Origin of the sequence: Catellatospora aurea, assembly GCF_042663325.1 — a bacterium.
Taxonomy (GTDB): domain Bacteria; phylum Actinomycetota; class Actinomycetes; order Mycobacteriales; family Micromonosporaceae; genus Catellatospora; species Catellatospora aurea.
This window is the reverse complement of the sequence record NZ_JBHTAC010000001.1, coordinates 24,951-47,573: the sequence shown is the minus strand read 5'-3', so window position 1 is coordinate 47,573 and position 22,623 is coordinate 24,951. Positions and strand designations below refer to the sequence as shown.

22 protein-coding genes are annotated in these 22,623 nt (G+C 73.2%); 18 read left to right on the top strand and 4 right to left on the bottom strand.

Annotation, left to right across the window (positions count from 1 at the left end; translation table 11 throughout):
• The first annotated feature begins 59 nt into the window (after positions 1 to 59).
• Positions 60 to 1,367 carry a M20/M25/M40 family metallo-hydrolase gene (locus ACFQO7_RS00225; protein WP_376804397.1) on the top strand — a complete coding sequence of 436 codons (1,308 nt, stop codon included), beginning with the start codon at positions 60 to 62 and terminating at the stop codon, positions 1,365 to 1,367.
• Positions 1,368 to 1,426: 59 nt separating this feature from the next.
• Complete coding sequence (locus ACFQO7_RS00220) at positions 1,427 to 2,077, top strand: hypothetical protein (protein ID WP_203693421.1); 651 nt, start codon at positions 1,427 to 1,429, stop codon at positions 2,075 to 2,077.
• A gap of 66 nt (positions 2,078 to 2,143) precedes the next feature.
• On the opposite strand, the gene ACFQO7_RS00215 is transcribed toward ACFQO7_RS00220, so the two are convergent.
• Both ACFQO7_RS00215 and ACFQO7_RS00210 read right to left on the bottom strand, forming a co-directional pair.
• Positions 2,144 to 2,335, bottom strand: coding sequence for a DUF5703 family protein (locus ACFQO7_RS00215; protein WP_166384643.1), 192 nt, complete (start codon positions 2,333 to 2,335; stop codon positions 2,144 to 2,146).
• Between the two features lie 115 nt (positions 2,336 to 2,450).
• The gene (locus tag ACFQO7_RS00210; RefSeq protein WP_376804396.1) at positions 2,451 to 3,419 is read right to left on the bottom strand and encodes an aldo/keto reductase; all 969 of its coding nucleotides are present in this window, start codon (positions 3,417 to 3,419) and stop codon (positions 2,451 to 2,453) included.
• A 165-nt stretch (positions 3,420 to 3,584) separates the two neighbouring features.
• Between ACFQO7_RS00210 and ACFQO7_RS00205 the strand changes: the two genes are divergently transcribed.
• From ACFQO7_RS00205 to ACFQO7_RS00190, 4 genes are all read left to right on the top strand, one after another.
• On the top strand, positions 3,585 to 4,670 hold the full coding sequence (locus ACFQO7_RS00205; RefSeq protein ID WP_376804395.1) for an acyltransferase family protein: 1,086 nt from the start codon (positions 3,585 to 3,587) through the stop codon (positions 4,668 to 4,670).
• Positions 4,671 to 4,755: 85 nt separating this feature from the next.
• Entirely contained in the window at positions 4,756 to 5,808 is a 1,053-nt protein-coding gene (locus tag ACFQO7_RS00200; protein ID WP_376804394.1) for an LLM class F420-dependent oxidoreductase, read from the top strand.
• 6 nt (positions 5,809 to 5,814) lie between these two features.
• Positions 5,815 to 6,645 carry an undecaprenyl-diphosphate phosphatase gene (locus ACFQO7_RS00195; protein WP_360530831.1) on the top strand — a complete coding sequence of 277 codons (831 nt, stop codon included), beginning with the start codon at positions 5,815 to 5,817 and terminating at the stop codon, positions 6,643 to 6,645.
• Position 6,646: 1 nt separating this feature from the next.
• Positions 6,647 to 7,339, top strand: a complete 693-nt coding sequence (locus ACFQO7_RS00190; RefSeq protein ID WP_376804695.1) for an MSMEG_4193 family putative phosphomutase — start codon at positions 6,647 to 6,649, stop codon at positions 7,337 to 7,339.
• Positions 7,340 to 7,348: 9 nt separating this feature from the next.
• On the opposite strand, the gene ACFQO7_RS00185 is transcribed toward ACFQO7_RS00190, so the two are convergent.
• Entirely contained in the window at positions 7,349 to 7,966 is a 618-nt protein-coding gene (locus tag ACFQO7_RS00185) for a TetR/AcrR family transcriptional regulator (protein ID WP_376804393.1), read from the bottom strand.
• A 176-nt stretch (positions 7,967 to 8,142) separates the two neighbouring features.
• Between ACFQO7_RS00185 and ACFQO7_RS00180 the strand changes: the two genes are divergently transcribed.
• Positions 8,143 to 9,129 carry an LLM class flavin-dependent oxidoreductase gene (locus tag ACFQO7_RS00180; RefSeq protein WP_376804392.1) on the top strand — a complete coding sequence of 329 codons (987 nt, stop codon included), beginning with the start codon at positions 8,143 to 8,145 and terminating at the stop codon, positions 9,127 to 9,129.
• 106 nt (positions 9,130 to 9,235) lie between these two features.
• Here ACFQO7_RS00180 and ACFQO7_RS00175 read toward each other — a convergent pair whose 3' ends face one another.
• Positions 9,236 to 10,825: a PucR family transcriptional regulator gene (locus ACFQO7_RS00175; RefSeq protein WP_376804391.1), complete on the bottom strand. Its 1,590-nt coding sequence runs from the start codon at positions 10,823 to 10,825 to the stop codon at positions 9,236 to 9,238.
• Positions 10,826 to 10,930: 105 nt separating this feature from the next.
• Between ACFQO7_RS00175 and uraD the strand changes: the two genes are divergently transcribed.
• Genes uraD through alc form a run of 11 tightly spaced genes read left to right on the top strand, consistent with a single transcriptional unit; the run spans position 10,931 to position 22,622 of the window.
• The gene (gene uraD, locus ACFQO7_RS00170) at positions 10,931 to 11,428 is read left to right on the top strand and encodes a 2-oxo-4-hydroxy-4-carboxy-5-ureidoimidazoline decarboxylase (RefSeq protein WP_376804390.1); all 498 of its coding nucleotides are present in this window, start codon (positions 10,931 to 10,933) and stop codon (positions 11,426 to 11,428) included.
• A 45-nt stretch (positions 11,429 to 11,473) separates the two neighbouring features.
• Positions 11,474 to 11,800: a hydroxyisourate hydrolase gene (gene uraH, locus ACFQO7_RS00165; RefSeq protein ID WP_203693412.1), complete on the top strand. Its 327-nt coding sequence runs from the start codon at positions 11,474 to 11,476 to the stop codon at positions 11,798 to 11,800.
• Complete coding sequence (pucL, locus tag ACFQO7_RS00160) at positions 11,800 to 12,666, top strand: factor-independent urate hydroxylase (protein WP_376804389.1); 867 nt, start codon at positions 11,800 to 11,802, stop codon at positions 12,664 to 12,666. The genes uraH and pucL overlap by 1 nt, the downstream gene beginning before the upstream one ends.
• Positions 12,666 to 13,517 carry an FAD binding domain-containing protein gene (locus tag ACFQO7_RS00155; RefSeq protein WP_376804388.1) on the top strand — a complete coding sequence of 284 codons (852 nt, stop codon included), beginning with the start codon at positions 12,666 to 12,668 and terminating at the stop codon, positions 13,515 to 13,517. Before pucL ends, ACFQO7_RS00155 begins: the two co-directional genes overlap by 1 nt.
• Positions 13,508 to 13,984, top strand: coding sequence for a (2Fe-2S)-binding protein (locus tag ACFQO7_RS00150; protein WP_376804387.1), 477 nt, complete (start codon positions 13,508 to 13,510; stop codon positions 13,982 to 13,984). Before ACFQO7_RS00155 ends, ACFQO7_RS00150 begins: the two co-directional genes overlap by 10 nt.
• Entirely contained in the window at positions 13,981 to 15,333 is a 1,353-nt protein-coding gene (locus ACFQO7_RS00145; RefSeq protein WP_376804386.1) for an 8-oxoguanine deaminase, read from the top strand. Before ACFQO7_RS00150 ends, ACFQO7_RS00145 begins: the two co-directional genes overlap by 4 nt.
• Positions 15,330 to 17,600: a xanthine dehydrogenase subunit D gene (gene pucD / locus ACFQO7_RS00140; RefSeq protein WP_376804385.1), complete on the top strand. Its 2,271-nt coding sequence runs from the start codon at positions 15,330 to 15,332 to the stop codon at positions 17,598 to 17,600. Before ACFQO7_RS00145 ends, pucD begins: the two co-directional genes overlap by 4 nt.
• On the top strand, positions 17,601 to 19,118 hold the full coding sequence (gene aceB, locus ACFQO7_RS00135; RefSeq protein WP_376804384.1) for a malate synthase A: 1,518 nt from the start codon (positions 17,601 to 17,603) through the stop codon (positions 19,116 to 19,118).
• Positions 19,118 to 20,341 carry a DUF6986 family protein gene (locus ACFQO7_RS00130; protein WP_376804383.1) on the top strand — a complete coding sequence of 408 codons (1,224 nt, stop codon included), beginning with the start codon at positions 19,118 to 19,120 and terminating at the stop codon, positions 20,339 to 20,341. Before aceB ends, ACFQO7_RS00130 begins: the two co-directional genes overlap by 1 nt.
• A complete protein-coding gene (gene allB / locus ACFQO7_RS00125) occupies positions 20,338 to 21,639 on the top strand; it encodes an allantoinase AllB (RefSeq protein ID WP_376804382.1) in 1,302 nt (433 codons plus the stop codon). Before ACFQO7_RS00130 ends, allB begins: the two co-directional genes overlap by 4 nt.
• Positions 21,636 to 22,622: an allantoicase gene (gene alc, locus ACFQO7_RS00120; RefSeq protein ID WP_376804381.1), complete on the top strand. Its 987-nt coding sequence runs from the start codon at positions 21,636 to 21,638 to the stop codon at positions 22,620 to 22,622. The genes allB and alc overlap by 4 nt, the downstream gene beginning before the upstream one ends.
• Position 22,623: the final 1 nt, after the last annotated feature.

Genomic DNA, 22,623 nt, shown 5'->3' with positions numbered 1-22,623 from the left:
CGGGAAGCGCCCGCGTCCTGGGCTGGGACATTCCGGCCCGACCTGGTAGGAAGATCCTTATGCGTACGCCCGCCACTGACGAGGTTATCGACCTCTGCCGCGACCTGATCCGCATCGACACCACCAACACGGGTGATCTGGCCACCAGCGCCGGCGAGCGGGCCGCCGCCGAGTACGTCGCGACCAAGCTCAGCGAGGTCGGCCTCGACCCGCAGCTGTTCGAGAGCCGGCCCGGCCGCGCCAGCGTGGTCACCCGCATCCCGGGCGCGGACTCCTCGCGCGGGGCGCTGCTGGTGCACGGCCACCTGGACGTCGTGCCCGCCGACGCGAGCGAGTGGTCCGTCCATCCCTTCTCCGGCGAGATCAAGGACGACTTCATCTGGGGTCGCGGCGCGGTCGACATGAAGGACTTCGACGCGATGTCGCTGGCCGTGGTGCGCGACTGGCAGCGCACCGGCTACGTGCCGCCGCGCGACATCGTGCTCGCGTACACCGCCGACGAGGAGGCGGGCAGCGACTGGGGCGCGAAGTTCCTGGTCGAGGAGCACCCCGACCTGTTCGAGGGCTGCACCGAGGCGATCGGCGAGGTCGGCGGCTTCTCCTACACGGTCAGCAACGACCTGCGCCTGTACATGGTCCAGACGGCCGAGAAGGGCATCGACTGGCTGCGCGTGCACGCCACCGGCCGCCCGGGGCACGGCTCGTTCGTGCACGACGACAACGCCGTGACGGCCCTGGCCGAGGCGGTCGCCCGGGTGGGCCGCCACCGCTTCCCGGTCGTGGTGACCCCGACGGTGCGGGCCTTCCTGGAGGAGGTCGGCGAGGCGCTGCAGATCGAGATCGACCCGAACGACCCCGAGGCCGCCATCGCCAAGCTCGGCCCGATCGCCACCATGATCGGCGCGACGATCCGCAACACCGCCAACCCGACCCGCCTGAGCGCCGGTTACAAGGACAACGTGATCCCCGGCCGGGCCAGCGCGACGATCGACTGCCGGACCCTGCCGGGGCAGTTCGAGCTGTTCCGCGAGCAGCTCATGGAGGTGCTCGGGCCGGATCTGGAGATAGAGTCGATTCACCGCCAGCCCGCGCTGGAGACCGGGTTCGACGGGGCGCTCGTCGATGCGATGGCGCTGGCCCTCAAGGCCGAGGACCCGGGCGCGCACGCGGTCCCGTACATGCTTTCGGGCGGCACCGATGCCAAGTCGTTCGCCCGGCTCGGCATCCGCTGCTTCGGCTTCGCGCCGCTGCGCCTGCCGCCCGATCTGAACTTCTCCGCGTTGTTCCATGGCATCGACGAGCGCGTGCCGGTGGAGGGACTACAGTTCGGCGTGCGGGTTCTGGACAGGTTCCTGCGGCAGAGTTAGGCCCGGTCGTGCGCGGCCGGGAACCGGCCTGTCTCGTCGTATGAAGGAGTAACCGAGTAATGAGCGACAACCACGCCGCCGTCGAGGCCGCGCTGGAAGAGATGATCACCGCCGCCCGGGCGCACCTGGCCGCTGTACGCGACGCCAAGGGCGAGGTCGACAGCGATGACGTCTGGCGTGCCTACGTGGCGTTCAACAACGCCGCCGTCACCTACGACGACGCCCTCTCGGAGACGTACGGCGAGCCGCTGCCCTGGGAGGTGGAGCCGATCGACCTGGAGAAGGCCGACCGGTTCATGGCCGACCTCGTCGCCGCCGAGCAGGCCCCGACCGACCCGCACCCGAAGGTGATCTCGGTCCGCCAGCGCCGCGACTACCTGATCCCGAGCGTCTCCGCGCTGATCAACGCCGCCGAGCTGGCCCGCCGTGAGGCCGGTCTCAGCGACGGCGACTCCGAGCCGGTGGCCTCGGTCGCCGACGCCGTGCTGGAGCTGCTGCAGAGCTCCGACGGCTCGCTCGCCGCGCTGGACATCCCGGAGCTGGAGCCGCTGGACGGCATCGTCACCGTCGCCGAGGTCGACAAGTCCCTGGAGCCCGACGACTTCGAGGAGACCGACGCCAACGGCCCGTTCACCCTGGGCGCGTCCGACAAGCTGGTCGCCCGCCTGGACGAGCACCTGAATGGCGACATCATGGAGGACCAAGACTGACGTCTTGATCATCGGCTGCGGCGCGTACCCCCGGAGGGTGCGCGCCGTTTGCTTTTCGCGACCTGGTCAGACGGAGAGGCCGGGCAAGGGAAGGGCCCGCAGCGGCCGGCGGAGCAGCACCTTGCGGGTGCCGTCCCTCATCAGCTGCACGCGGGCCAGTTCCCAGCCGCCGTACTCGGCCTGGATCGCGAGCCGCACCGCGGCGGTCAACCGATCTACATCCGGAGGTAACCGCAGCGGTGCGTATTCGTAGTCCATAGAGCGATGGTGCACCTCTGCCGCAGGCCAGGCAAGCAGGGCGGGCACCCCATCTGGCGGTGTTACGCCCGTTCAGATGCTCATTGTGGCGAACCATCCCGTTTCGCGGTCGGAGCTACTCCAGTTCGGGGTAGCCGAGGGGGATCGCGGAGACGTCGTCGAGGGCGCGGGAGATCTCGGGGGGCAGGTCGATCTCCTCGACCTGGAGTGCCGCCACGAGCTGGCCGACGTTGCGGGCGCCGAGGATGGGCGCGGTCACGCCAGGGCGGTCACGTACCCAGGCCAGCGCGACCTCGGCGGCGGACACGCCCAGGCCGTCGGCGGCGGTCGCCACCGCCTCCACGATCGCCGAGCAGCGCGGCTGCAGGTACGGCAGGACCGAGCGCTCGAAGTGCGGCGACGCGGCCCGCGAGTCGGCCGGGCGGCCGTGGCGGTATTTGCCGGTCAGCACCCCGCGGCCCAGCGGCGACCAGGGCAGCACCCCCAGGCCCAGCGCCGCCGCCGCGGGCAGCACCTCCCGTTCGATGCCGCGCTGCAGCAGCGAGTACTCCATCTGGGTGGCCACGATCGGGGCGCGGCCGGGCCAGGCCTGCTGCCAGGTCACGGCGCGGCCGGTCTGCCAGCCGGAGAAGTTCGACACACCGGCGTAGCGTGCCCTGCCGGAGCTGACCGCGTGGTCGAGCGCGGCCAGGGTCTCCTCCCACGGGGTGTCCGGGTCCTGCCCGTGCACCTGCCACAGGTCCACATACGACACACCGAGCCGGCGCAGCGTGGTGTCGAGGGTGCGCAGCAGGTGCCCGCGGGAGCCGTCGTGGCGGCGGCCGGCCCGTGCGCGCAGCCCCGCCTTGGCGACGATCAGCACGTCGTCGCGGGAGACCATGGCGTCCAGGAGCGTGCCCAGCACCGCTTCGGCCTCGCCGTCGGCGTACACGTCGGCGGTGTCGAGCAGCGTGCCGCCGGCGTCCACATACGCCTTGAGCTGTGCGCCCGCGTCGTCCGGATCGGTGTCCAGGCCCCAGGTCATGGTGCCCAGGGCCAGGCGGGAGACCACCAGCCCGCTACGGCCCAGCGGTCGTTGCTGCATGGGGTGAACTGTATTCGGCTTGACACGCCGGCGGGGATCGGTGGGTGACGCGCGCGACATGCGGCACAGAACCTGCGGCGAGACCGGTTTATCGAGCTTGCTTTGAGGGAAGTGGGCTGTGGTTGAGGTGCACGGTCGACCCAGCCCCAGGAGCGCCGAACCATCATGTCGAGCAGTACGGCCGGTGGAAGTCCGACTGAGCCGGCCACCGCCCGCCCCCGCAGCCCCTACATCGACACCCTGCGCGCCGTCGCGATCGTGCGGGTGTTCCTGCAGCACACCGTGCCACTGGGCGTGCTCACCACGCTGCTGCCCGCGATGTGGGTCATGTTCGGCCTCGCCGGTTACCTGACCGCGGTGTCGCTGCGCCGGGGCGGCGCGGCGGCCACGGTGCGCTCGCGGCTGCGCCGCCTGCTGCCGCCGCTGTGGATGCTGGGCGCGATCGGGGTGCCGTTGATGCTGCTGCACGGCTGGCACGGGTTCACCTGGACCGACCTCGTCCCGTGGGTGTTTCCGCTGGTGAACCCGCCGGGCAGCGAGTGGGGCGCGGCGCTGGTCGTCGCGCTGTGGTACCTGCGCGTCTACCTGTGGTTCGTGCTGCTCTCCCCGGTGCTGCGCTGGCTGTTCGAGCGTGCGCCGGTGGCCACGCTGCTGGCCCCGCTCGGGGCGGCCGTGCTGCTGTCGACCGTGATCCGGCTGCCGAGCAACGCGGTCACCGATGTGATCTGGAGCACCGCGGCGTACGGCACCGCCTGGGTGCTCGGGTACGCCCGCGAGTCCGGGCTGCTGGATCGGCTGGCCTGGCCCACCTGCCTGGCCGCCGCGGGGGCGCTGGGCGCGGCGGCGCTCTTGCGGGCCGCCGCCGCTCGGGAAGGGCTGCACGACCAGCTGGTGCCCGTGCTGTGGGGCACGGCCGTGGTGCTGGTGGCGCTGCGGGCCCGGCCCCGGCTGGACCGGCTGGCCGTGCCGCTGCGCCGGGCCGTCGCGCTGCTCAACGCGCGGGCGGTGACGGTCTACGTGTGGCAGCTGCCGATGGTGGCCGTCGGCCTGTGGCTGCTCGGTCCGCTGGCCGGACCGCCGGTGCGCACCGTCGCGGTCGCGGCCGTGCTGACGGCCGGCGCGGTGCTGTGTTTCGGCTGGGTCGAGGACCTCGCCGCGAAGCGGTCGCCCGCGCTGCTGCCGGCCCTGCCCGCAGTCCGGCGTCCCGCCGCCGACGCGACGCAAGTGCCGTCTCCTGTGACGCGGGGCTGAGACCGGGGTCATCCTTCCCATGATCCCTACCACTCGGTAACGTTGGCCCACCGCCGCCGACGCGGCCCGGCCAACGGAGGTCACCATGCGACTCGGTCTCAACATCGGCTATCTGACGCCGTGGTCCACGCCCGAAAACCTGCTGGCCCTGGCGCGGGAGGCCGACCGGCTCGGCTTCTCGGTGGTCTGGGCGGCCGAGGCGTACGGCTCGGACTCGCCGACCCTGCTCTCCTGGATCGCCGCGCAGACCGAGCGCATCGACATCGGCAGCGCCGTCATGCAGATCCCCGGCCGCACCCCCGCCGCCACCGCGATGACCGCCGCGACCCTCGACACGCTGTCGGGCGGCCGGTTCCGCCTCGGCCTGGGCGTGTCCGGTCCGCAGGTCTCCGAGGGTTGGCACGGCGTGCGCTTCGCCAAGCCGCTGGCGCGCACCCGCGAGTACGTCGACGTCGTCAAGCTCGCCCTGTCCCGCAAGCAGGTCACCTACGATGGCGAGTTCCACACCCTGCCGCTGCCCGACGGCCCCGGCAAGGCGCTGCGCCTCAACTTCCACCCGCTGCGCACCGACATTCCGGTCTACCTCGCCGCGGTCGGCCCGAAGAACCTGGAACTGGCCGGCGAGATCGCCGACGGCTGGCTGGCCGTGTTCTACGCGCCCGAGTTCGCGGCCGAGCAGCTCGGCCAGATCGCGGCCGGGCGCGCCAAGGCGGGCAAGACGATGGAGGGCTTCGACATCGTGCCCAGCGTGCCCGTCGTCGTCGGCGACGACGTCGAGATGTGCGCCGAACTCGTGCGCGCGTACGCCGCGCTGTACGTCGGCGGCATGGGCAGCCGGCAGCAGAACTTCTACAACCAGCTCGCCACCCGCATGGGCTACGGCGACGCGGCCGCGCAGGTCCAGGAGCTGTACCTGGCCGGACGCCAGCGCGACGCCGCCGCGGCGATCCCGATGGAGTTCATCGACCGCACGTCACTGCTGGGTCCCAAGGAGCGCATCGCACGACGCCTGCGTGACTTCGCCGAATCGGGCGTGACTACGCTGTCGCTGGCGCTGTTCGTCGCAGACGCCGACTCCGGCAAGGAGACCTTGCGTACGGTGGCCGAGGCGTACGCGGAGAGCGGACTGGGAGACTAAGTGGAGATCGAGATCTGGCAGGCGATCGTGCTGGGCATCGTGGAGGGGATCACCGAATTCCTCCCGATCTCCTCCACCGGACACCTGACCATCACCGAAAAGCTGATGGGCCTGCCGATCGACGATCCCGCAGTCACCGCCTTCACCGCCGTGATCCAGATCGGAGCGATCGCGGCGGTGCTGGTGTACTTCTTCAAGGACATCGCCCGCCTGGCCGGCGCCTGGTTCAAGGGCCTGTTCTCAGCCGAGGCGCGCCAGATCTTCGACTACAAGTTCGCCTGGTACGTCATCGCCGGCTCGATCCCGATCGGCATCGTCGGCTTCCTCGGCCGGGACCTCATCACCGGCCCGCTGCGCAGCATGTGGTTCGTGGCCGGGTCGCTGATCGTGTGGAGCGGCGTGATGGCCTTCGCCGAGTACGCCGCCACCCAGACCCGTGGCGAGAAGCAGCTGCGCCTGACCGACACGCTCGTCATCGGCTTCGCCCAGTGCCTGGCCCTGATCCCGGGCGTGTCCCGGTCCGGCGCGACCATCACCACCGGTCTGCTGCGCGACATCGACCGGGTCACCGCCACCCGGCTGTCGTTCTTCCTCGGCGTGCCCGCGCTCGTCGCCGCCGGCATCTACGAGCTGCCCGAGGCGCTGGGCAGCCCCACCGTCACGGCCGCCTCACTGATCGTCGGCACCGTGGTCAGCTTCATCGTGGCGTACGCCTCGATCGCCTGGCTTTTGAAGTTCGTCGCGCACCACTCGCTGATGGCTTTCGTGTGGTATCGGGTGATCCTGGGCGGCGCGATCATCGCATTGCTCGCCACGAACACCATCTCCGCCACCTAGGCTGACGGGCGTGGCCACGCTATTGCTGCTGCGGCACGGACGCACCACCGCCAACGCCGACGGCATCCTCGCCGGGGACCTTCCCGTCGAGCTGGACGAGCTCGGCGTCGCCCAGGCCGAGCAGGCCCGGGGACGGCTGGCCGGGCTGCCGCTGGCCGTCGTGGTGACCAGCCCGCTGCGCCGGTGCCGGCAGACCCTGGAACTCGCCCTGCCCGGCGTCGCCCCGGTGGCCGACGAGGGACTGCGCGAGTGCGGCTACGGGGAGTGGTCCGGGCGCTCGCTCAAGGAGCTGGCGGACAACCCGCTGTGGTCGACCGTGCAGCACCATCCGGCCGCGGTCGTGTTCCCGGGCGGGGAGGCGATGGCGGCGATGGCCAACCGCGCCGTCACCGCCGTACGCGCCTGGGACGCCCGGATCACCGAGTCCCACGGCCACGACGCGGTGTGGCTGGCGTGCAGCCACGGCGACGTGATCAAGGCGATCGTGGCGGACGCGCTGGGCATGCACCTGGACCTGTTCCAGCGCATCTCGGTCGAGCCGTCGTCGGTGACCGCGATCCGCTACACCCCGCAGCGGCCGTTCGTGCTCCGCGTCAACGACACCGGCACCCCGGTCTCCGCCCTGCTGCACAAGCACCGCCCACCGGCCGAGGAGACCGCCGAAAGCGACGCCGTCCTCGGCGGCGGCGCCTGACCCCGCCTTTCAGTGGGGCTGGTCGGGTGAGGGCAGGCGCGTGGCCGCGCGGGTGTGCAGGCCGTCGAGGGCGACGTGCAGGATCCGGCGCCAGGACGGCTCCGGCACGACCGGGACGATCCGCCCCAGCGCCACCAGCAGCAGCGACACGTCCTCGGCGGTGATGTCGGGGCGCAGTTCGCCGGAGGCGTGAGCGGCGCGCACGAGTTCCGCGATCAGTGGGCCGACCTGCTGGCGGCAGTGCTGGCGGGCGGTGTTGCCGGCCTGGCCGGGCAGGGCCTGGCAGTACGCGTCGAGCAACCCCGGGGACGCCGTCTGGCGGGTGAGCGCGTCGCCGAGGAAACGGGCCAGGTCGTCCCAGGGCCGGCCGGTGAGCGCCGCAGACGCCGCGTCGGCCCACGAGGTGAACACGTGCTCCAGCGCCGCGTCGAGCAGCGCCTCCTTGGTGGGGAAGTGGCGGTAGAGCGTGCCCATGCCGACCTCGGCGCGGCGGGCGATCTCGCGTACGTCGACGTCGCTGCCCCGTTCGGCGATCAGCCCGGCCGCGGCGTCGAGCAGCCGGCCGCGATTGCGGGCGGCGTCGCTGCGCGTGGCGGCCGCGGGGCCGGCGGCCGAGGGTGACGTCATGCACACAGCCTACCGGAGCGGCTGCTCCGTTTCGGTGCTACGGTCGGAGAGCAGGCGGAGCAAGTGCTCCGTTTCACGCCGGGCCGCCTGCGCCGGCCGTGGTCGGCGAGATCGTGCCAGGTCTCGCCGACCCACCGGGCCGGCATGGTGCCCGTTCGAGTCCGAAGGACAGCCGTATGACGATCCCGCTCTCCATCCTCGACCTGGCCCGCATCGGCCCCGGTGAGACCGCGCGCGAGAGTATCGCGGCCAGCGTCGACCTCGCCCGCGCCGCGGAGGAGCACGGCTACCGGCGCGTCTGGTACGCCGAGCACCACAACATGCCCACGATCGCGTCCTCGGCCCCGGCCGTGCTGATCGCGCACGTCGGCACGTTCACCCGCGAGATCCGGCTCGGCGCGGGCGGCGTCATGCTGCCCAACCACACGCCGCTGACCATCGCCGAGCAGTACGGCACCCTCGACGCCATGTACCCCGGGCGCATCGACCTGGGCCTCGGCAGGGCTCCCGGCTCGGACCAGAACACCATGCGCGCCCTGCGCCGCGACGCGCAGTCGGCGGAGGGCTTCCCGAACGACGTCCTGGAACTGCAGGCCTACCTGGCCGGCAAGTCGCGCATCCCCGGCGTGGACGCGGTGCCGGGCAAGGGCTCCCAGGTGCCGCTGTACATCCTGGGCTCGTCGCTGTTCGGGGCCACGCTGGCCGCCGCGCTCGGCCTGCCGTACGCGTTCGCCTCGCACTTCGCGCCGCAGGCCCTGGAGGCCGCCGTCGCCGCGTACCGGCGGGAGTTCCGGCCGTCCGAGCAGCTCGACCGGCCGTACGTGATCGCCGGGGTCAACGTCGTCGCCGCCGACACCACCGCCGCGGCCCGAGAGCAGTTCCAGGGCACCCGGCGGGCGTTCGCCACGGGCCTGTTCGGGCGGGGGCAGACGTTCACCGACGAGCAGGCCGACCAGCTGCTGGCCCAGGGCGCGGGCGCGCACGTCGACCAGATGCTGCAGTACTCCGCCCTCGGCACACCCGCCGAGGTGCGCGCCTACCTCGACGCGTTCGTCCGGCAGGCGGGCGTCGACGAGCTGATCGTCGCCCACCACGCCACCGGCGCGGCCCGCCTGCGCTCGGTCGCCCTGCTCGCCGAGGCCATGCAACCCGCCCACGCCTGACCGGCCCCGGCCGACGGCGGCGAAGATCGTCCGACTTGCCAGGCATCCGTGCGTATCTTGAACCGCGATACGCCCAGGTGCCTGGCAAGTCGAGCGATCATGGCGATCAGGTGTCCAGGCGTAGGGCGAGGTAGAGGTCTACGCGGTCGGCGAAGCGGTCGAGGTCGCGGCCGGTGAGGTCGGCGATGCGGCGGATGCGGTAGCGCAGTGTGTTGACGTGCAGGTGCATCGCGCTCGCGCAGCGCGTCCACGAGCCGTCGCAGGCCAGGAATGTCTGCAGGGTGCGCACCAGGTCGGCGTGGTGGTCGGCGTCGTACGCGCGCAGCGGCGCGAGCAGCCGGTCGGCGAACGCCTGCCGGACCGCCCGGGGCACGCCCGCGAGCAGCAGATCGTGCGAGGCCAGCTCGTCGCTGCCGACGACCGACACCCGGTCCGGCCGGTCGAGCGCGTACCCGTGCGCGTGCCGGGCCTGTGACAGCGCCCCGGCCAGCTCGGCGACCGTCGCCGCGGGTTCGCTGACTCCCGCCGCGAACCGCGTCCCGCGGGCCGCCGTCGTCAGATGCCGTGCCGTCTCCCGCAGCCCGTCGAGCCCGCCCCTGCCCGCGACCACCGCCACGATCTCACCGGCCGTGCCCGCGACGACCGCTCCGGGCACCATCTCCTCCACCGCCGCGACGGCCGCGCCGTCCGCATCGTGCAGTTTCCAGGAAACCGCACCTTTCCCGAAGCCGTTTCGTGCACTTTCCCCGAAACTGCCGGAGCCGGAGCCGGAGCCGGAGCCGGAGCCGGAGCCGGAGCCGGAGCCGGAGCCGGTGGCGAGGGAGGCGACGACGACCGTGTACGGGCCGGTGGTGGGCAGGCCGCAGGCGTGCAGGCCGGCGGTGATCTCGGCAGGGTCGGCGGTGGTGGCCAGGACCTCGGCGAGCTGGGCGGCGAGGCGCTGCTCGATCCGGCGGGCGCGGTCGGCGCGGGCGGCGTCCAGGGCGGTCAGCTCGACGAGTTCTTCGAGCAGGGCGGGCTCGGTGCAGGCGACGAAGCGCATGCCGGGGGCGGGGGTCGGCGCGGGCGCGTCGAGGTGGAACTCCTGCTCGCCGATGCGGCAGCGGGCGGGCAGGGTGTCGGCGCGCAGGAACGCCGTCGCCAGCCGCCGCCCGACGGCGAGATCGTGCGGTGCGCCGCCCGGATCGCCCGCGACGGCGCGACCGGTGCAGGTCAGCACCCACGCCCCGGTCGTGGGCCACACCTCGGCCAGGTCGGCTCCCGCGGCGAGGGTGGCGACCCGGCCGCGGCGGCGGCTGCGGGCGGCCAGTGCCCCGGCTTCGCGCTCGGCCCAGAGCACCGTGTTGATGCGTTCGGTCACCTCGCGGAACGACACCTCGGCAGGCACCGCGAACAGCGGCAGCCGGTGCCGCCGGCAGGCCTCGACCAGGTCGGCCGGGACGGGCCCGAGCAGCGCCTCGCCCGCGCCGAGCGCGGCCACCCCGGCTCCGGCCAGCGCCGCGACGAACAGCTCGGAGTCGGCGGGCTCGCGCCGCCACATCATGCCGGTCAGCACGACCTCGCCACCGGCGAGGTAGCGGCCGGGGTCGAGCAGGTCCGTGGTGTACGCGAGCTGCGCGGGACGGTCCAGCTCGCCCTCGCCGGCGAGCACCGGCAGCCGGACACCAGGCTGTTCCAGCACGTCACGTAGCCGCATGCGCACCGCCTTTGTCGTAACCTCCAAAGAGCCTAGCCAGGCTTTGTTGCAGTTTCGGTCCTTCTCACCCTTCAGCGCCAGAGGGCGGGGCAGTTGACTCATTCCATGTCGCCGGCCGAGTTCAACGCTCTGCCCGCCCCCGACGCCGAACGCGAGCTGCTGACCTGCAACGCGTCGAGCGCATGGGCGCGGGCGGTGGCGGCCGGGCGGCCGTACGCGGACCTCGGCAAGCTGCGCGAGGTCGCCACCGGTGCGGTCGCCGCGCTGACCTGGCCGGACGTGCGGCAGGCCCTCGACGCCCACCCGCGCATCGGCGAGCGGGCCGCGGGGGAGGGCCGCGAGGCGGCCTGGTCGCGGCGCGAGCAGTCGGGCGCCGCGTCCGCCGACGAGCGGACCGCGGCGGCGCTGGTCGAGGCCAATCGGGCGTACGAGGACCGCTTCGGCCACGTGTTCCTGGTCTTCGCCAGCGGCAAGACGGCCGAGCAGATGCTCGCGGCGGCCCGGCAGCGGCTGGCCAACGACGAGCCCGCCGAGCGCGACGTGGTACGCCGCGAGCTGACGGCGATCACCTTGCTGCGCCTCGATCGGTTGTTCGGGACATGAGCGAAGCATGAGAACGGAGCGGCGGATGACCGAGGGGCGCACCGGATGACGCTGTCGACCCATGTGCTGGACACCTGTCGGGGGGAGCCCGCGGCAGACGTGCAGGTCACGCTGCAGCGAATGGGGCAGTACGGCTGGGTCGTCGTGGCGACCGGGACCACGAACGCCGACGGGCGCCTCGCCGACTGGGTGCCCGCCGAGCAGTGGCTGGTGGGGCGCTACGGGCTGCGCTTCGACGTCGCGGCGTACCAGGGGCTCGGCAGTTTCTTCCCCGAGGTGACCGTCGTCTTCGACGTCACCGACACCACCCGCCACCTGCACGTGCCGCTGCTGCTGAGCAAGTTCGGCTACACCACCTACCGGGGGTCCTGATGGCGATCCACCTCGGACCGAACCGGTACGGCAAGGCCGAGTGCCGCCTGGTCACCGTGGTCCGCGACGGCGAGCGGCACGAGCTGACCGACCTGAACGTCAGCACCCGGCTCGCGGGCCGCCTCGACGCGACGCACCTGACCGGCGACAACGCCGACGTGCTGCCCACCGACACGCAGAAGAACACGGTGTACGCGTTCGCCCGCGACGGCTTCGCGAGCATCGAGGAGTTCGGGCTGCGGCTGGCCCGCCACTTCGTCGCGACACAGGACGCGATCGAGCGGGCCCAGGTGCACATCGAGTCGTACGGCTGGCGGCGGCTCGGCGGCCACTCGTTCGCCCGCGCCGGGGACGAGGTGCGGACGGCGACGCTGACCGCGACCGCGGAGCACGCCTGGGCCGTCGGCGGGCTGCACGGGCTGACGCTGCTGAACACGACCGGCTCGCAGTTCAAGGGCTTCCCCCGCGACCGGTACACGACGCTGCCCGAGGCCGACGACCGCATCCTCGCCACGGCGGTCGACGCCCGCTGGCGGTTCGCCACGCTCGACGTGGACTGGAACGCGGCCTTCGCGGCGGTCCGGGACGGCCTGGTCGGCGCGTTCGTCGACACGTACAGCAGCTCACTGCAGCAGACCCTGTACGCGATGGGGGAGCGGGTGCTGAACACGGCGCCCGAGGTCGCCGAGGTGCGGCTGGCGCTGCCGAACCGGCACCACTTCCTAGTCGACCTGTCGCCGTTCGGGCTGGACAACCCCGACGCGGTGTACTTCGCGGCCGACCGGCCGTACGGCCTGATCGAGGGCTCGGTGCGGCGCGACGGCGCTGCCGAGCCGGGGCTAGCGTGGGACCTGGGAGCAGCCTGATGGACTTCATGACCCCGTTGACCTGGGCCGACGCCCTGGCGATCAGGGCGGAGCGGCCGGACGCGGTGCCGATCGCCGGGGGCACCGACGTGATGGTCGAGATGAACTTCCACCGGCGGCGGCCGGGCGTGCTGCTCGACCTGACCCGCATCGGCGACCTGACGACCTGGGCGATGGACGGCGAGCTGCTGCGGATCGGCGCGGGTGTCTCGTACACCCGACTCATCGAGGAGCTGGGCGACCGCCTGCCGGGGCTGGCGATGGCCGCGCGCACGGTCGGCTCGCCGCAGATCCGCAACCGGGGCACCCTCGGCGGCAACCTGGGCTCGGCCTCGCCCGCAGGCGACGGCCACCCGCCGCTGCTCGCGGCCGGTGCGCAGGTCGAGCTGGCCTCGGTGCGCGGCACCCGACTGGTGCCGATCGCGGAGTTCTTCACCGGCCCCAAACGCAGCGTGCTCGCCCCGGACGAGCTGATCGCCGCGGTGTGGGTGCGGCCCGCCGACGGCCCGGAGCAGTTCTCGAAGATCGGCACCCGCAACGCGATGGTCATCGCGGTCAGCTCGTTCTCACTGGCCCTGCACCCGGGCCGCCGCGCGGTCGGCACCGGCATCGGCTCGGCCGCGCCCACCCCGCGCCGGGCGGCCGAGGCGGAGCTGTTCGCCGCCGGGCAACTGCCCTGGGACACCCTCGCCGCGCTGGAACCCGGCGTGGCGCGGCGCTTCGGCGAGCTGGTCGCCGCGGCCGCTTCGCCGATCGACGACGTGCGCGGCACCGCCGCGTACCGCCGCCACGCGCTGGCCGTCCTGGCCCAGCGCACCCTGACCTGGGCCTGGAGGGACCTATGCGGGTGACCTGCACGGTCAACGGCACGACCCGGACCGCCGACGACGTCTGGGAGGGCGAGAGCCTGCTCTACGTGCTGCGCGAGCGGCTCGGCCTGCCCGGCAGCAAGAACGCCTGCGAGCAGGGCGAGTGCGGCTCGTGCACGGTGTACCTGGACGGGACCGCGGTCTGCGCCTGCCTGGTCGCCGCGGGCCAGGCCGCCGGGCGCGACGTGCGCACCGTGGAGGGGCTGGCCCCGGAGGGCGAGCTGGACCCCGTGCAGCGGGCGTTCCTGCAGACGGGCGCCGTGCAGTGCGGGTTCTGCACCCCGGGGCTGATCGTCTCGGTGCACGACCTGCTCGCCCGGGTCCCGCACCCGAGCGACCCCGAGATCCGCGAGGCGCTGGCCGGAAACCTGTGCCGGTGCACCGGCTACGAGAAGATCATGGACGCGGTACGCCTGGCGGCGGGCTCGGCCGAGGCGGGCGGCCGATGAGGACCGTCGTCAGCGGCTGTGCGATCGCGACCGTCGACGCGGCGGGTGCGGAGTACCTGCGCGGGCATCTCGTCATCGACGGCGACCGGATCACCGAGGTCGGCGCGGGCGACTACGACGGCCCCGCCGACCAGGTCATCGACGGCCGGGGCTGCCTGGCCACCCCCGGCCTGGTCAACACGCACCACCACCTCTACCAGTGGGCCACCCGAGGGCTCGCCCAGCAGAGCAACCTGTTCGACTGGCTCGTCGAGCTGTACCCGGTGTGGGCCGGGCTCGACGACGAGCTCGTGTACGTCACCACGACCGCGGGCCTGAGCGTGCTGGCCCTGTCCGGGTGCACCACCGCCGCCGACCACCACTACGTGTTCCCGCGCGGCTCGGGCGACCTGATCGGGACGCAGGTCGAGGCGGCGGCGTCGGTCGGCGTACGGCTGCACGCCTGCCGCGGCTCGATGGACCTCGGCGTCTCGCAGGGCGGGCTGCCGCCGGACCACATCGTCGAGTCCACGGACGCGGCCCTGGCCGCGACCGCCGCCGCGATCGAGCAGCACCACGACCCGTCCCCGTCGGCGATGGTCCGTGTCGCCGTCGCGCCGTGCTCGCCGTTCTCGGTCACCTCCGACCTGATGCGCGAGGGCGCGTCACTGGCCCGCGCGCACGGCGTGCGGCTGCACACGCACCTCGCCGAGACGGTCGAGGAGGACGCGTTCTGCCGCGACCGCTTCGGCTGCACGCCCGTCGAGTACGCGGAGAAGCTCGGCTGGCTGGGCGACGACGTGTGGCTGGCGCACGGGGTACACCTCGACGACGCGGCGGTGGCCCGGCTCGGGGCGACCGGCACCGGGGTGGCGCACTGCCCCAGCTCCAACGCCCGCCTCGGCGCGGGCATCGCCCGGGTGGGCGATCCGCTCGACGTCGGCGCTCCGGTGGGCCTCGGCGTCGACGGCGCGGCCTCGCAGGAGGCCGGTGAGCTGGGCCCGGAGCTGCGCCAGGCGATGCTGGCAGCCCGGCTGCGCGGCGGCCCGGCCGCGCTGACCGCCCGCGAGGCGCTGGCCCTGGCCACCACCGGCGGGGCCCGCTGCCTGGGCCGCGACGGCGAGCTGGGATCCCTGGAGCAGGGCTTGCTCGCCGACGTCGCCCTGTGGCGTATCGACGACCTCGGCCACGCCGGCATCGAGGACCCGGTCGCCGCCCTCGTCTTCGGCCCGCCCGCCCGTATCGAGGCACTGCTCGTCGGCGGCAACCCGGTCGTCCGCCACGGCCGCCTCGTCCACCCCGACGAAGACTCCCTGGCCCGCGACCTCACCCGCGTCAGCCGCACCCTCCTGGGAAAGGCCGGCCGATGACCACGACGGTGCATGTGGGGCTGGTGGCGACCGTGACGGGCGGGGTGGGGGCTTCGCCGTTGCGGCCGGACGGCCGGCTGAAGGTGACGGGGGAGTTCGCGTTCTCGTCCGACCTGTGGGCCGACGACATGCTGTGGGGCGCGACGCTGCGCAGCCCGCACCCCCGGGCGCTGATCACGGGGCTGGACCTCGGTCCGGCGCTGCGCGTTCCCGGGGTGTACGCGGTGCTCACCCATGAGGACGTGCCGGGTCGGCGGCTGTACGGGCTGGAGCATGTCGACCAACCGGTGCTGGCCGCCGACGAGGTGCGTTACCAGGGCGAGCCGATCGTCGTCGTGGCCGCCGACCACCCGGAGACCGCCCGCCGCGCCGTCCAGGCGATCGGGATCACCTACGAGGTCCTCGACCCGGTCACCGACCCCGAGGCGGCGCTGGACGACACCGGCACACCGCGGGTGCACGCCGACCGGCCGAACCTGCTGCGCCACGTGCCGATCCGGCGCGGCGACCCGCACGCGACCGCCGCGGTCGTGGTGACCGGGGAGTACGAGGTCGGCATGCAGGACCAGGCGTTCCTCGGCCCCGAGTCGGGGCTGGCCGTGCCCGCCGAGGACGGCGGCGTCGACCTGTACATCGCCACCCAGTGGCTGCACGTCGACCAGCAGCAGGTGGCCGCGTGCCTGGGCCTGCCCGCCGACAAGGTCCGGCTCACCCTGGCCGGGGTCGGCGGCGCGTTCGGCGCGCGCGAGGACCTGTCCATGCAGGTGCACGCCTGCCTGCTGGCCCTGCACACGGGCCGCCCGGTGAAGATGGTGTACGGCCGGGAGGAGTCGTTCTTCGGCCACGTGCACCGCCACCCGGCCCGGCTGCGCTACGAGCACGGCGCGGACGAGCACGGCCGGCTCGTCTACGTGAAGGCCCGCATCCTGCTCGACGGCGGCGCGTACGCGTCCAGTTCCGGCGCGGTCGTGGCCAACGCGGCGACGCTGGGCATCGGCCCGTACGACGTGCCGAACGTCGTCATGGACGCCTACGGGCTCTACACCAACAACCCGCCCTGCGGGGCGATGCGCGGCTTCGGCGCGGTCCAGGCGTGCTTCGCGTACGAGTCCCAGATGGACAAGCTCGCGGCCGCTCTGGGCATCGACCCGGTCGAGGTCCGGGTCCGCAACGCCCTGAACACCGGCGACCGTATGCCCACCGGCCAGGTCGTCGAGGGCCCCGCCCCGGTCGCCGAGCTGCTCCGCCTGGTCCAGGCCAAGCCACCGGCCGGGCAGGCCGACTTCCCGCCTGGCGGCACCGCCAACACCACCCGCGGCGAGGGCGTGGTCCGCGGCGTCGGCTACGGCATCGGCATCAAGAACGTCTGCTTCTCCGAAGGCTTCGACGACTACGCCACCGCCCGCGTCCGCCTCGAACTGATCGCCGGCCGCCCTGCCGTCCTGGTCCACACCGCCGCCGCCGAGGTCGGCCAGGGCCTGGTCACCGTCCAGGCCCAGATCGTCCGCACCGAACTCGGCGTCGACCAGGTCACCATCGCCCCCGCCGACACCGCCGTCGGCAGCGCCGGCTCCTCCTCCGCCTCCCGCCAGACCTACATGACCGGCGGCGCCGTCCGCGCCGCCTGCCAGGCGGTGCGGGATCGGCTGCTGGGACGCCTGGACGGGCTCGCGGGCGAGCTGCGGCTGGCCGACGGCCAGGTGCTGGACGCCCACGGCGGGGTCGTCGCCGACATCGCCGAGCTGCTCGCCGAGGGGGCGATCGAGGAGACCGTGCAGTGGCGGCACCGGCCGACCCATCCGCTCGACCCGGAGACCGGGCAGGGCGACGCGCACGTGCAGTACGCCTTCGCCGCGCACCGGGCCACCGTCGACGTCGACACCGAACTCGGCCTGGTCAAGGTCGTCGAGATCGTCACCGCGCAGGACGTCGGCAAGGCCGTCAACCCGGCCGCCGTCACCGGCCAGATCCAGGGCGGCACCGCCCAAGGGCTCGGCCTGGCGCTGATGGAGGAGATTCAAGTCGTCGACGGGAAGGTGCGTAATCCGTCCTTCACCGACTATCTGCTCCCTACGATCATGGACATGCCGCCGATGACAGTGGACGTGCTCGAACTGGCCGACCCGCACTCGCCCTACGGGTTGCGCGGCGTCGGCGAGCCGCCGACGATCTCCTCCACACCGGCCGTCGTCGCGGCGATCCGGGCGGCCACCGGAGCCGCGCTGACCCGGGTGCCGGTCCGGCCCGAACACATCGTGGGGGTATGAGTGACCGAGATCCTGACGCCCGAGGCGGTCGCGTTCGTCACCGAGCTGCAGCGCCGCTTCCGTCCCCGGCGCGACGAGCTGCTCGCGGCGCGCCGGGTCCGGCAGGCCGAGATCGACCGCACCGGCACGCTGGACTTCCTGCCGGAGACGGCGCACATCCGCGAGCACGAGTGGACCGTCGCGCCGGCCCCGGCCGACCTGGTCGACCGCCGGGTCGAGATCACCGGCCCGACCGACCGCAAGATGACGATCAACGCGCTGAACTCGGGTGCGAAGGTGTGGCTGGCCGACCTGGAGGACGCCAACACCCCGCACTGGGCCAACGTCATCGGCGGCCAGCAGAGCCTCTACGAGGCGGTACGCCGCACCATCAGCCTCCAGCAGGGCGACAAGCTGTACGCGCTGCACCCCGGCCCGCTGCCGACCATCGTGGTCCGCCCGCGCGGCTGGCACCTCGACGAGCGTCACTTCGAGGTCGACGGGGAGGCTGGCGTCGCCGCGCTGGTCGATTTCGGGCTGCACTTCTTCCACAACGCGGCCGAGCTGCTGGCCCGCGGCAGCGGCCCGTACTTCTACCTGCCCAAGATGGAGAGCCACCACGAAGCGCGGCTGTGGCAGGACGTGTTCACGGCTGCGCAGGAGCTGCTGGGCATCCCGTACGGCAGTATCCGGGCCACCGTGCTCATCGAGACGATCACGGCCGCGTTCGAGATGGACGAGATCCTCTACGAGCTGCGCGACCACGCCAGCGGCCTGAACGCGGGTCGCTGGGACTACCTGTTCAGCCTGATCAAGAAGTTCCGCGCGTTCCCGGCGTACACGCTGCCGGACCGGGCACAGGTGACGATGGCCGCGCCGTTCCTGCGGGCGTACGCGCAGCTGCTGGTCAAGACGTGTCACCGCCGCGGCGCGTACGCGATGGGGGGCATGGCGGCGTTCATCCCGAACCGGCGCGACCCGGGGGTCACCGCGACCGCGCTGGCCAAGGTGCGCGAGGACAAGCAGCGCGAGGCCGCCGACGGCTTCGACGGCTCCTGGGTGGCGCACCCCGATCTGGTGCCGGTCTGCCTGGAGGTGTTCGAGCAGGCGCTGGACGGCGCCCCGAACCAGCTCACCCGGCAGCGCCCGGACGTGCGGGTCAGCGCCCACGACCTGCTGGACGTGCGCACCACGCCCGGTGAGATCACGCTGGCGGGCGTACGCGCCAACATCGACGTCGGGATCCGCTACATCCGGTCGTGGCTGGACGGCAACGGGGCGGCCGCGATCAACAACCTGATGGAGGACGCCGCCACCGCCGAGATCTCCCGCTCGCAGCTGTGGCAGTGGATGCACAACGGCGCGGACCTCGCCGACGGCACCCGCATCACGCGTGACCTGCTGGAACAGCTGATCCAGGCGGAGATGGACACGCTCGGGGCCGACTACGCGCCCGCCCGCAAGATCTTCGAGCAGGTCGCGCTGTCTGACGACTTCACGGAATTCCTGACCCTGCCGGCCGGGGAGCTGATCGACTGATGCAGCCCGCCGGACCGGGAGAGATCGCCGGCGTGCCGCGCGACGCGGTCGTCCAGGTGCCCGAACGGGAGCTGGACCGCAGGCTGGCCGCGACCGACGGCCAACTGCGCGACCAGCGGCCGGACGAGCCGTCCGACCGCCAGCCGCTGCACACCGTGTACGTGCCCGCCGACCGGGTGCGCACCGGCCTCGCGTTGCGCTGGGGCGAGCAGGCCCTGGCCGCGCTGTCCGAGCACGGGCTGCCCTACCCGGAGCAGCTGCACGAGCGGATCGGGCGCAAGCTGGCCACCGAGCCGATCGAGGACCTGCGGGTGGACTTCGAGGACGGCTACGGCCGCCGCGAGGACGCCACGGAGGACGCGCACGCCCGCAGCGTCGCGGCGTTCCTGTCGGCGCGCCCGGCCCCGTTCACCGGCGTACGGATCAAGAGCCTGGAGCCCGACACCCGGCCCCGGGCGCTGCGCACGCTGGAACGGCTGCTCGACGCGCTGGGCACGATCCCGCCGAACTTCGTGATCACGCTGCCGAAGGTCAGCTCGGTGGACCAGGTCGAGGCCCTGGTGTGGCTGTGCCGCCACCTCGAACCGGCCGCCGGTCAACTGCGCTTCGAATTGCAGGTCGAGATGCCCCAGGCGATCCTCGGCCCGGACGGGACCTGCCCGCTGCCCGCGATGATCCACGCGTCGCAGGGGCGCTGCGTGGGCCTGCACTACGGCACGTACGACTACTCGGCGGCGCTGGGCATCGCGGCGGCGTACCAGTCGCTGGAGCATCCCGCCGCCGACCACGCCAAGCAGGTCATGCAGGTCGCCGCGGCGGGCACGGGGGTACGCGTCGTCGACGGCTCGACGAACGTGCTGCCGGTGGGCGACACGGACGCCGTGCACGCCGCGTGGGCGCTGCACCTGCGACTGGTCCGCCGCGGCCTGGAACGCGGCTTCTACCAGGGCTGGGATCTGCATCCGGCGCAGCTGCCGACGCGCTACGCGGCCGCGTACACCTTCTTCCGGGAGGGCGCGCCGGCGGCCGCGACCCGGCTGCGGGCCTGGCTCGACGGGCGCGACAGCGCCGCGCAGCGCGACAGCGGTGCCCGTGGCACCGGCTACCTGGACGAACCCGCGACCGCGCGGGCCCTGTCCGGCTTCCTGCGACGCGCCGCGGCGTGTGGCGCGCTGGATGTCGGCGAATTCGGTGTCGATCGATCTATGCTGGAAGCCTTGTGAACTACGATCTCATTCTGCGCTCGCACCGCACGCTCACCCCGGACGGGGAGCGGCCCGCCGACGTCGGCATCCGTGACGGAGTCATCGCGGCGGTCGCCGGTTTCCAGGCGCTGTCCGGCGACGACATCATCGACCTGGGGGAGTGCGCGCTGCTGCCCGGCCTGGTCGACACCCACGTGCACGTCAACGAGCCGGGGCGCACCCAGTGGGAGGGCTTCGACAGCGCCACCCGGGCCGCCGCCGCGGGCGGTGTCACCACCATCGTCGACATGCCGCTGAACTCGGTCCCGCCCACGGTCGACGTGCAGGCGCTGCACGTCAAACGGGCCGCCGCGGTCGAGCAGTGCTTCGTGGACGTCGGCTTCTGGGGCGGCGCGGTGCCCGGCAACGCGAAACAGCTGCCCGCGCTGCACAGCCAAGGCGTGTTCGGGTTCAAGGCGTTTCTCATCGACTCGGGGGTGCCCGAGTTCCCGCCGCTGGACCCGGCCGGGTTGGAGGAGGCGCTCGGCACGGTCGACGCGGTGTTCGTGCTGCACGCCGAGGATCCGTCGCTGGTCACCGAGGCGCACGGCGAGCACTTCGCCGACTTCGTCGCGTCCCGCCCGCCCCGGGCCGAGCGCCGGGCGGTGGCCGCCGCGATCGAGGCGGCCCGGCGCACCGGCGCGCGGGTGCACATCCTGCACCTGGCCGCCGCCGACGCGCTGCCGCTGATCGCCGCGGCCCGCCGCGAGGGCGTCCGGATCACCGCCGAGACCTGCCCGCACTACCTCACCCTCGACGCGTCCCAGGTGCCCGACGGCGCGACGCAGTACAAGTGCTGCCCGCCGATCCGCGACAAATCGCATCAGGACGCGCTGTGGCAGGCGCTGGCCGACGGCGTGATCGACTGCGTGGTGTCCGACCACTCGCCGTGCCCGCCCGAGCTGAAGGCCGGCGACTTCGGCACGGCCTGGGGCGGGATCGCTTCGGTGCAGCTCGGGCTGCCGCTGGTGTGGACCGCCGCCGCCAAGCGCGGGCACAGCCTCGCCGACGTGGTGCGCTGGATGGCCGGCAACACCGCCGACCTGGTCGACCTGCCCCGCAAGGGCCGCATCGCCGAGGGCGCCGACGCCGACCTGGTCGCCTTCGACCCCGACGCCGAGTTCACCGTCGACGCGACCCGGCTGCTGCACCGGCACCACGTCTCGCCGTACGACGGTTTGCCGCTGCGCGGCGTCGTCCGCGACACCTGGCTGCGCGGCCGCCTCGCCGGGGTGGAGCCGATCGGCCGCCTGCTGCGCCCTGGGGGCGGGGCATGAGCTTCGAGGAGCTGCTCGATCTCGCTTCGCGGGCCGTCGGCGGCAGCGTCGTCGCCGCCAACGACGAGTTCTTCGCCGAGCGCGACAACCTGGTCAACCCGTGGGCGCCGACCTTCACCCCGCGCACCTTCGGCGCGAAGGGCCAGGTGTACGACGGCTGGGAGACGCGCCGCCGCCGCGAGCCCGGCCACGACCACGCGGTGGTCCGGCTCGGCGCGCCCGGCCACGTGCACGGCGTCGTCGTCGACACCGCGTTCTTCACCGGCAACTACCCGCCCGAGGCGACCGTCGAGGGCTGCCGGGTCACCGGCTACCCCTCGCCCGCGGAACTGGCCGACGCGGACTGGTTCCCGCTGGTCGAGCGTTCGCCGCTGCACGGCGACACCCGCAACCGCTTCCCGGTCGACGCCCGGCGGCTGGTCACCCACGTCCGGCTGACCATCCACCCCGACGGCGGCGTGGCCCGGCTGCGGGTGCACGGCGAGCCCGCCCCCGACCCGCACCTGCTGCCCGACACCGTCGACCTGGCCGCCGCCGAGCTGGGCGGCCGCGTCGTCGACTGCAGCGACCGCTTCTACGGCTCGCCCGGCAACCTGCTGCTGCCCGGCCTGGCGGCCGTCATGGGCGACGGCTGGGAGACCCGGCGGCGGCGCGACGGCGGCAACGACTGGGTCGAGGTGCGGCTGGCCGCGCCCGGCGTGCTCCAGCTGGCCGAGCTGGACACCTCGCACTTCAAGGGCAACGCCCCCGGCTGGGCGGCGCTGACCGGCGGCGGCGGCGAACCGCTGCTGCCGCGCACCCGCCTGCAGCCCGACACCCGGCACCGGTTCCGGCTCACCCACGACTGGCCGGTCCACGGGGTACGCCTGGACATCTACCCCGACGGCGGTTTGGCCCGGCTGCGCCTGTACGGCAGCCTGACGGACGCCGCCCGGGACGAGCTCGCCGCACCGTGGACGGATCGGGAGGCTGGGGGAGGCTGAG

Bases quoted from the DNA above. Each gene is read 5' to 3' on its own strand.
- ACFQO7_RS00225 (WP_376804397.1), top strand. From the start codon at position 60: ATGCGTACGCCCGCCACTGACGAGGTTATCGACCTCTGCCGCGACCTG.
- ACFQO7_RS00220 (WP_203693421.1), top strand. From the start codon at position 1,427: ATGAGCGACAACCACGCCGCCGTCGAGGCCGCGCTGGAAGAGATGATC.
- ACFQO7_RS00215 (WP_166384643.1), bottom strand. From the start codon at position 2,335: ATGGACTACGAATACGCACCGCTGCGGTTACCTCCGGATGTAGATCGG.
- ACFQO7_RS00210 (WP_376804396.1), bottom strand. From the start codon at position 3,419: ATGCAGCAACGACCGCTGGGCCGTAGCGGGCTGGTGGTCTCCCGCCTG.
- ACFQO7_RS00205 (WP_376804395.1), top strand. From the start codon at position 3,585: ATGTCGAGCAGTACGGCCGGTGGAAGTCCGACTGAGCCGGCCACCGCC.
- ACFQO7_RS00200 (WP_376804394.1), top strand. From the start codon at position 4,756: ATGCGACTCGGTCTCAACATCGGCTATCTGACGCCGTGGTCCACGCCC.
- ACFQO7_RS00185 (WP_376804393.1), bottom strand. From the start codon at position 7,966: ATGACGTCACCCTCGGCCGCCGGCCCCGCGGCCGCCACGCGCAGCGAC.
- ACFQO7_RS00180 (WP_376804392.1), top strand. From the start codon at position 8,143: ATGACGATCCCGCTCTCCATCCTCGACCTGGCCCGCATCGGCCCCGGT.
- ACFQO7_RS00175 (WP_376804391.1), bottom strand. From the start codon at position 10,825: ATGCGGCTACGTGACGTGCTGGAACAGCCTGGTGTCCGGCTGCCGGTG.
- uraD (WP_376804390.1), top strand. From the start codon at position 10,931: ATGTCGCCGGCCGAGTTCAACGCTCTGCCCGCCCCCGACGCCGAACGC.
- uraH (WP_203693412.1), top strand. From the start codon at position 11,474: ATGACGCTGTCGACCCATGTGCTGGACACCTGTCGGGGGGAGCCCGCG.
- pucL (WP_376804389.1), top strand. From the start codon at position 11,800: ATGGCGATCCACCTCGGACCGAACCGGTACGGCAAGGCCGAGTGCCGC.
- ACFQO7_RS00155 (WP_376804388.1), top strand. From the start codon at position 12,666: ATGGACTTCATGACCCCGTTGACCTGGGCCGACGCCCTGGCGATCAGG.
- ACFQO7_RS00150 (WP_376804387.1), top strand. From the start codon at position 13,508: ATGCGGGTGACCTGCACGGTCAACGGCACGACCCGGACCGCCGACGAC.
- ACFQO7_RS00145 (WP_376804386.1), top strand. From the start codon at position 13,981: ATGAGGACCGTCGTCAGCGGCTGTGCGATCGCGACCGTCGACGCGGCG.
- pucD (WP_376804385.1), top strand. From the start codon at position 15,330: ATGACCACGACGGTGCATGTGGGGCTGGTGGCGACCGTGACGGGCGGG.
- ACFQO7_RS00130 (WP_376804383.1), top strand. From the start codon at position 19,118: ATGCAGCCCGCCGGACCGGGAGAGATCGCCGGCGTGCCGCGCGACGCG.
- alc (WP_376804381.1), top strand. From the start codon at position 21,636: ATGAGCTTCGAGGAGCTGCTCGATCTCGCTTCGCGGGCCGTCGGCGGC.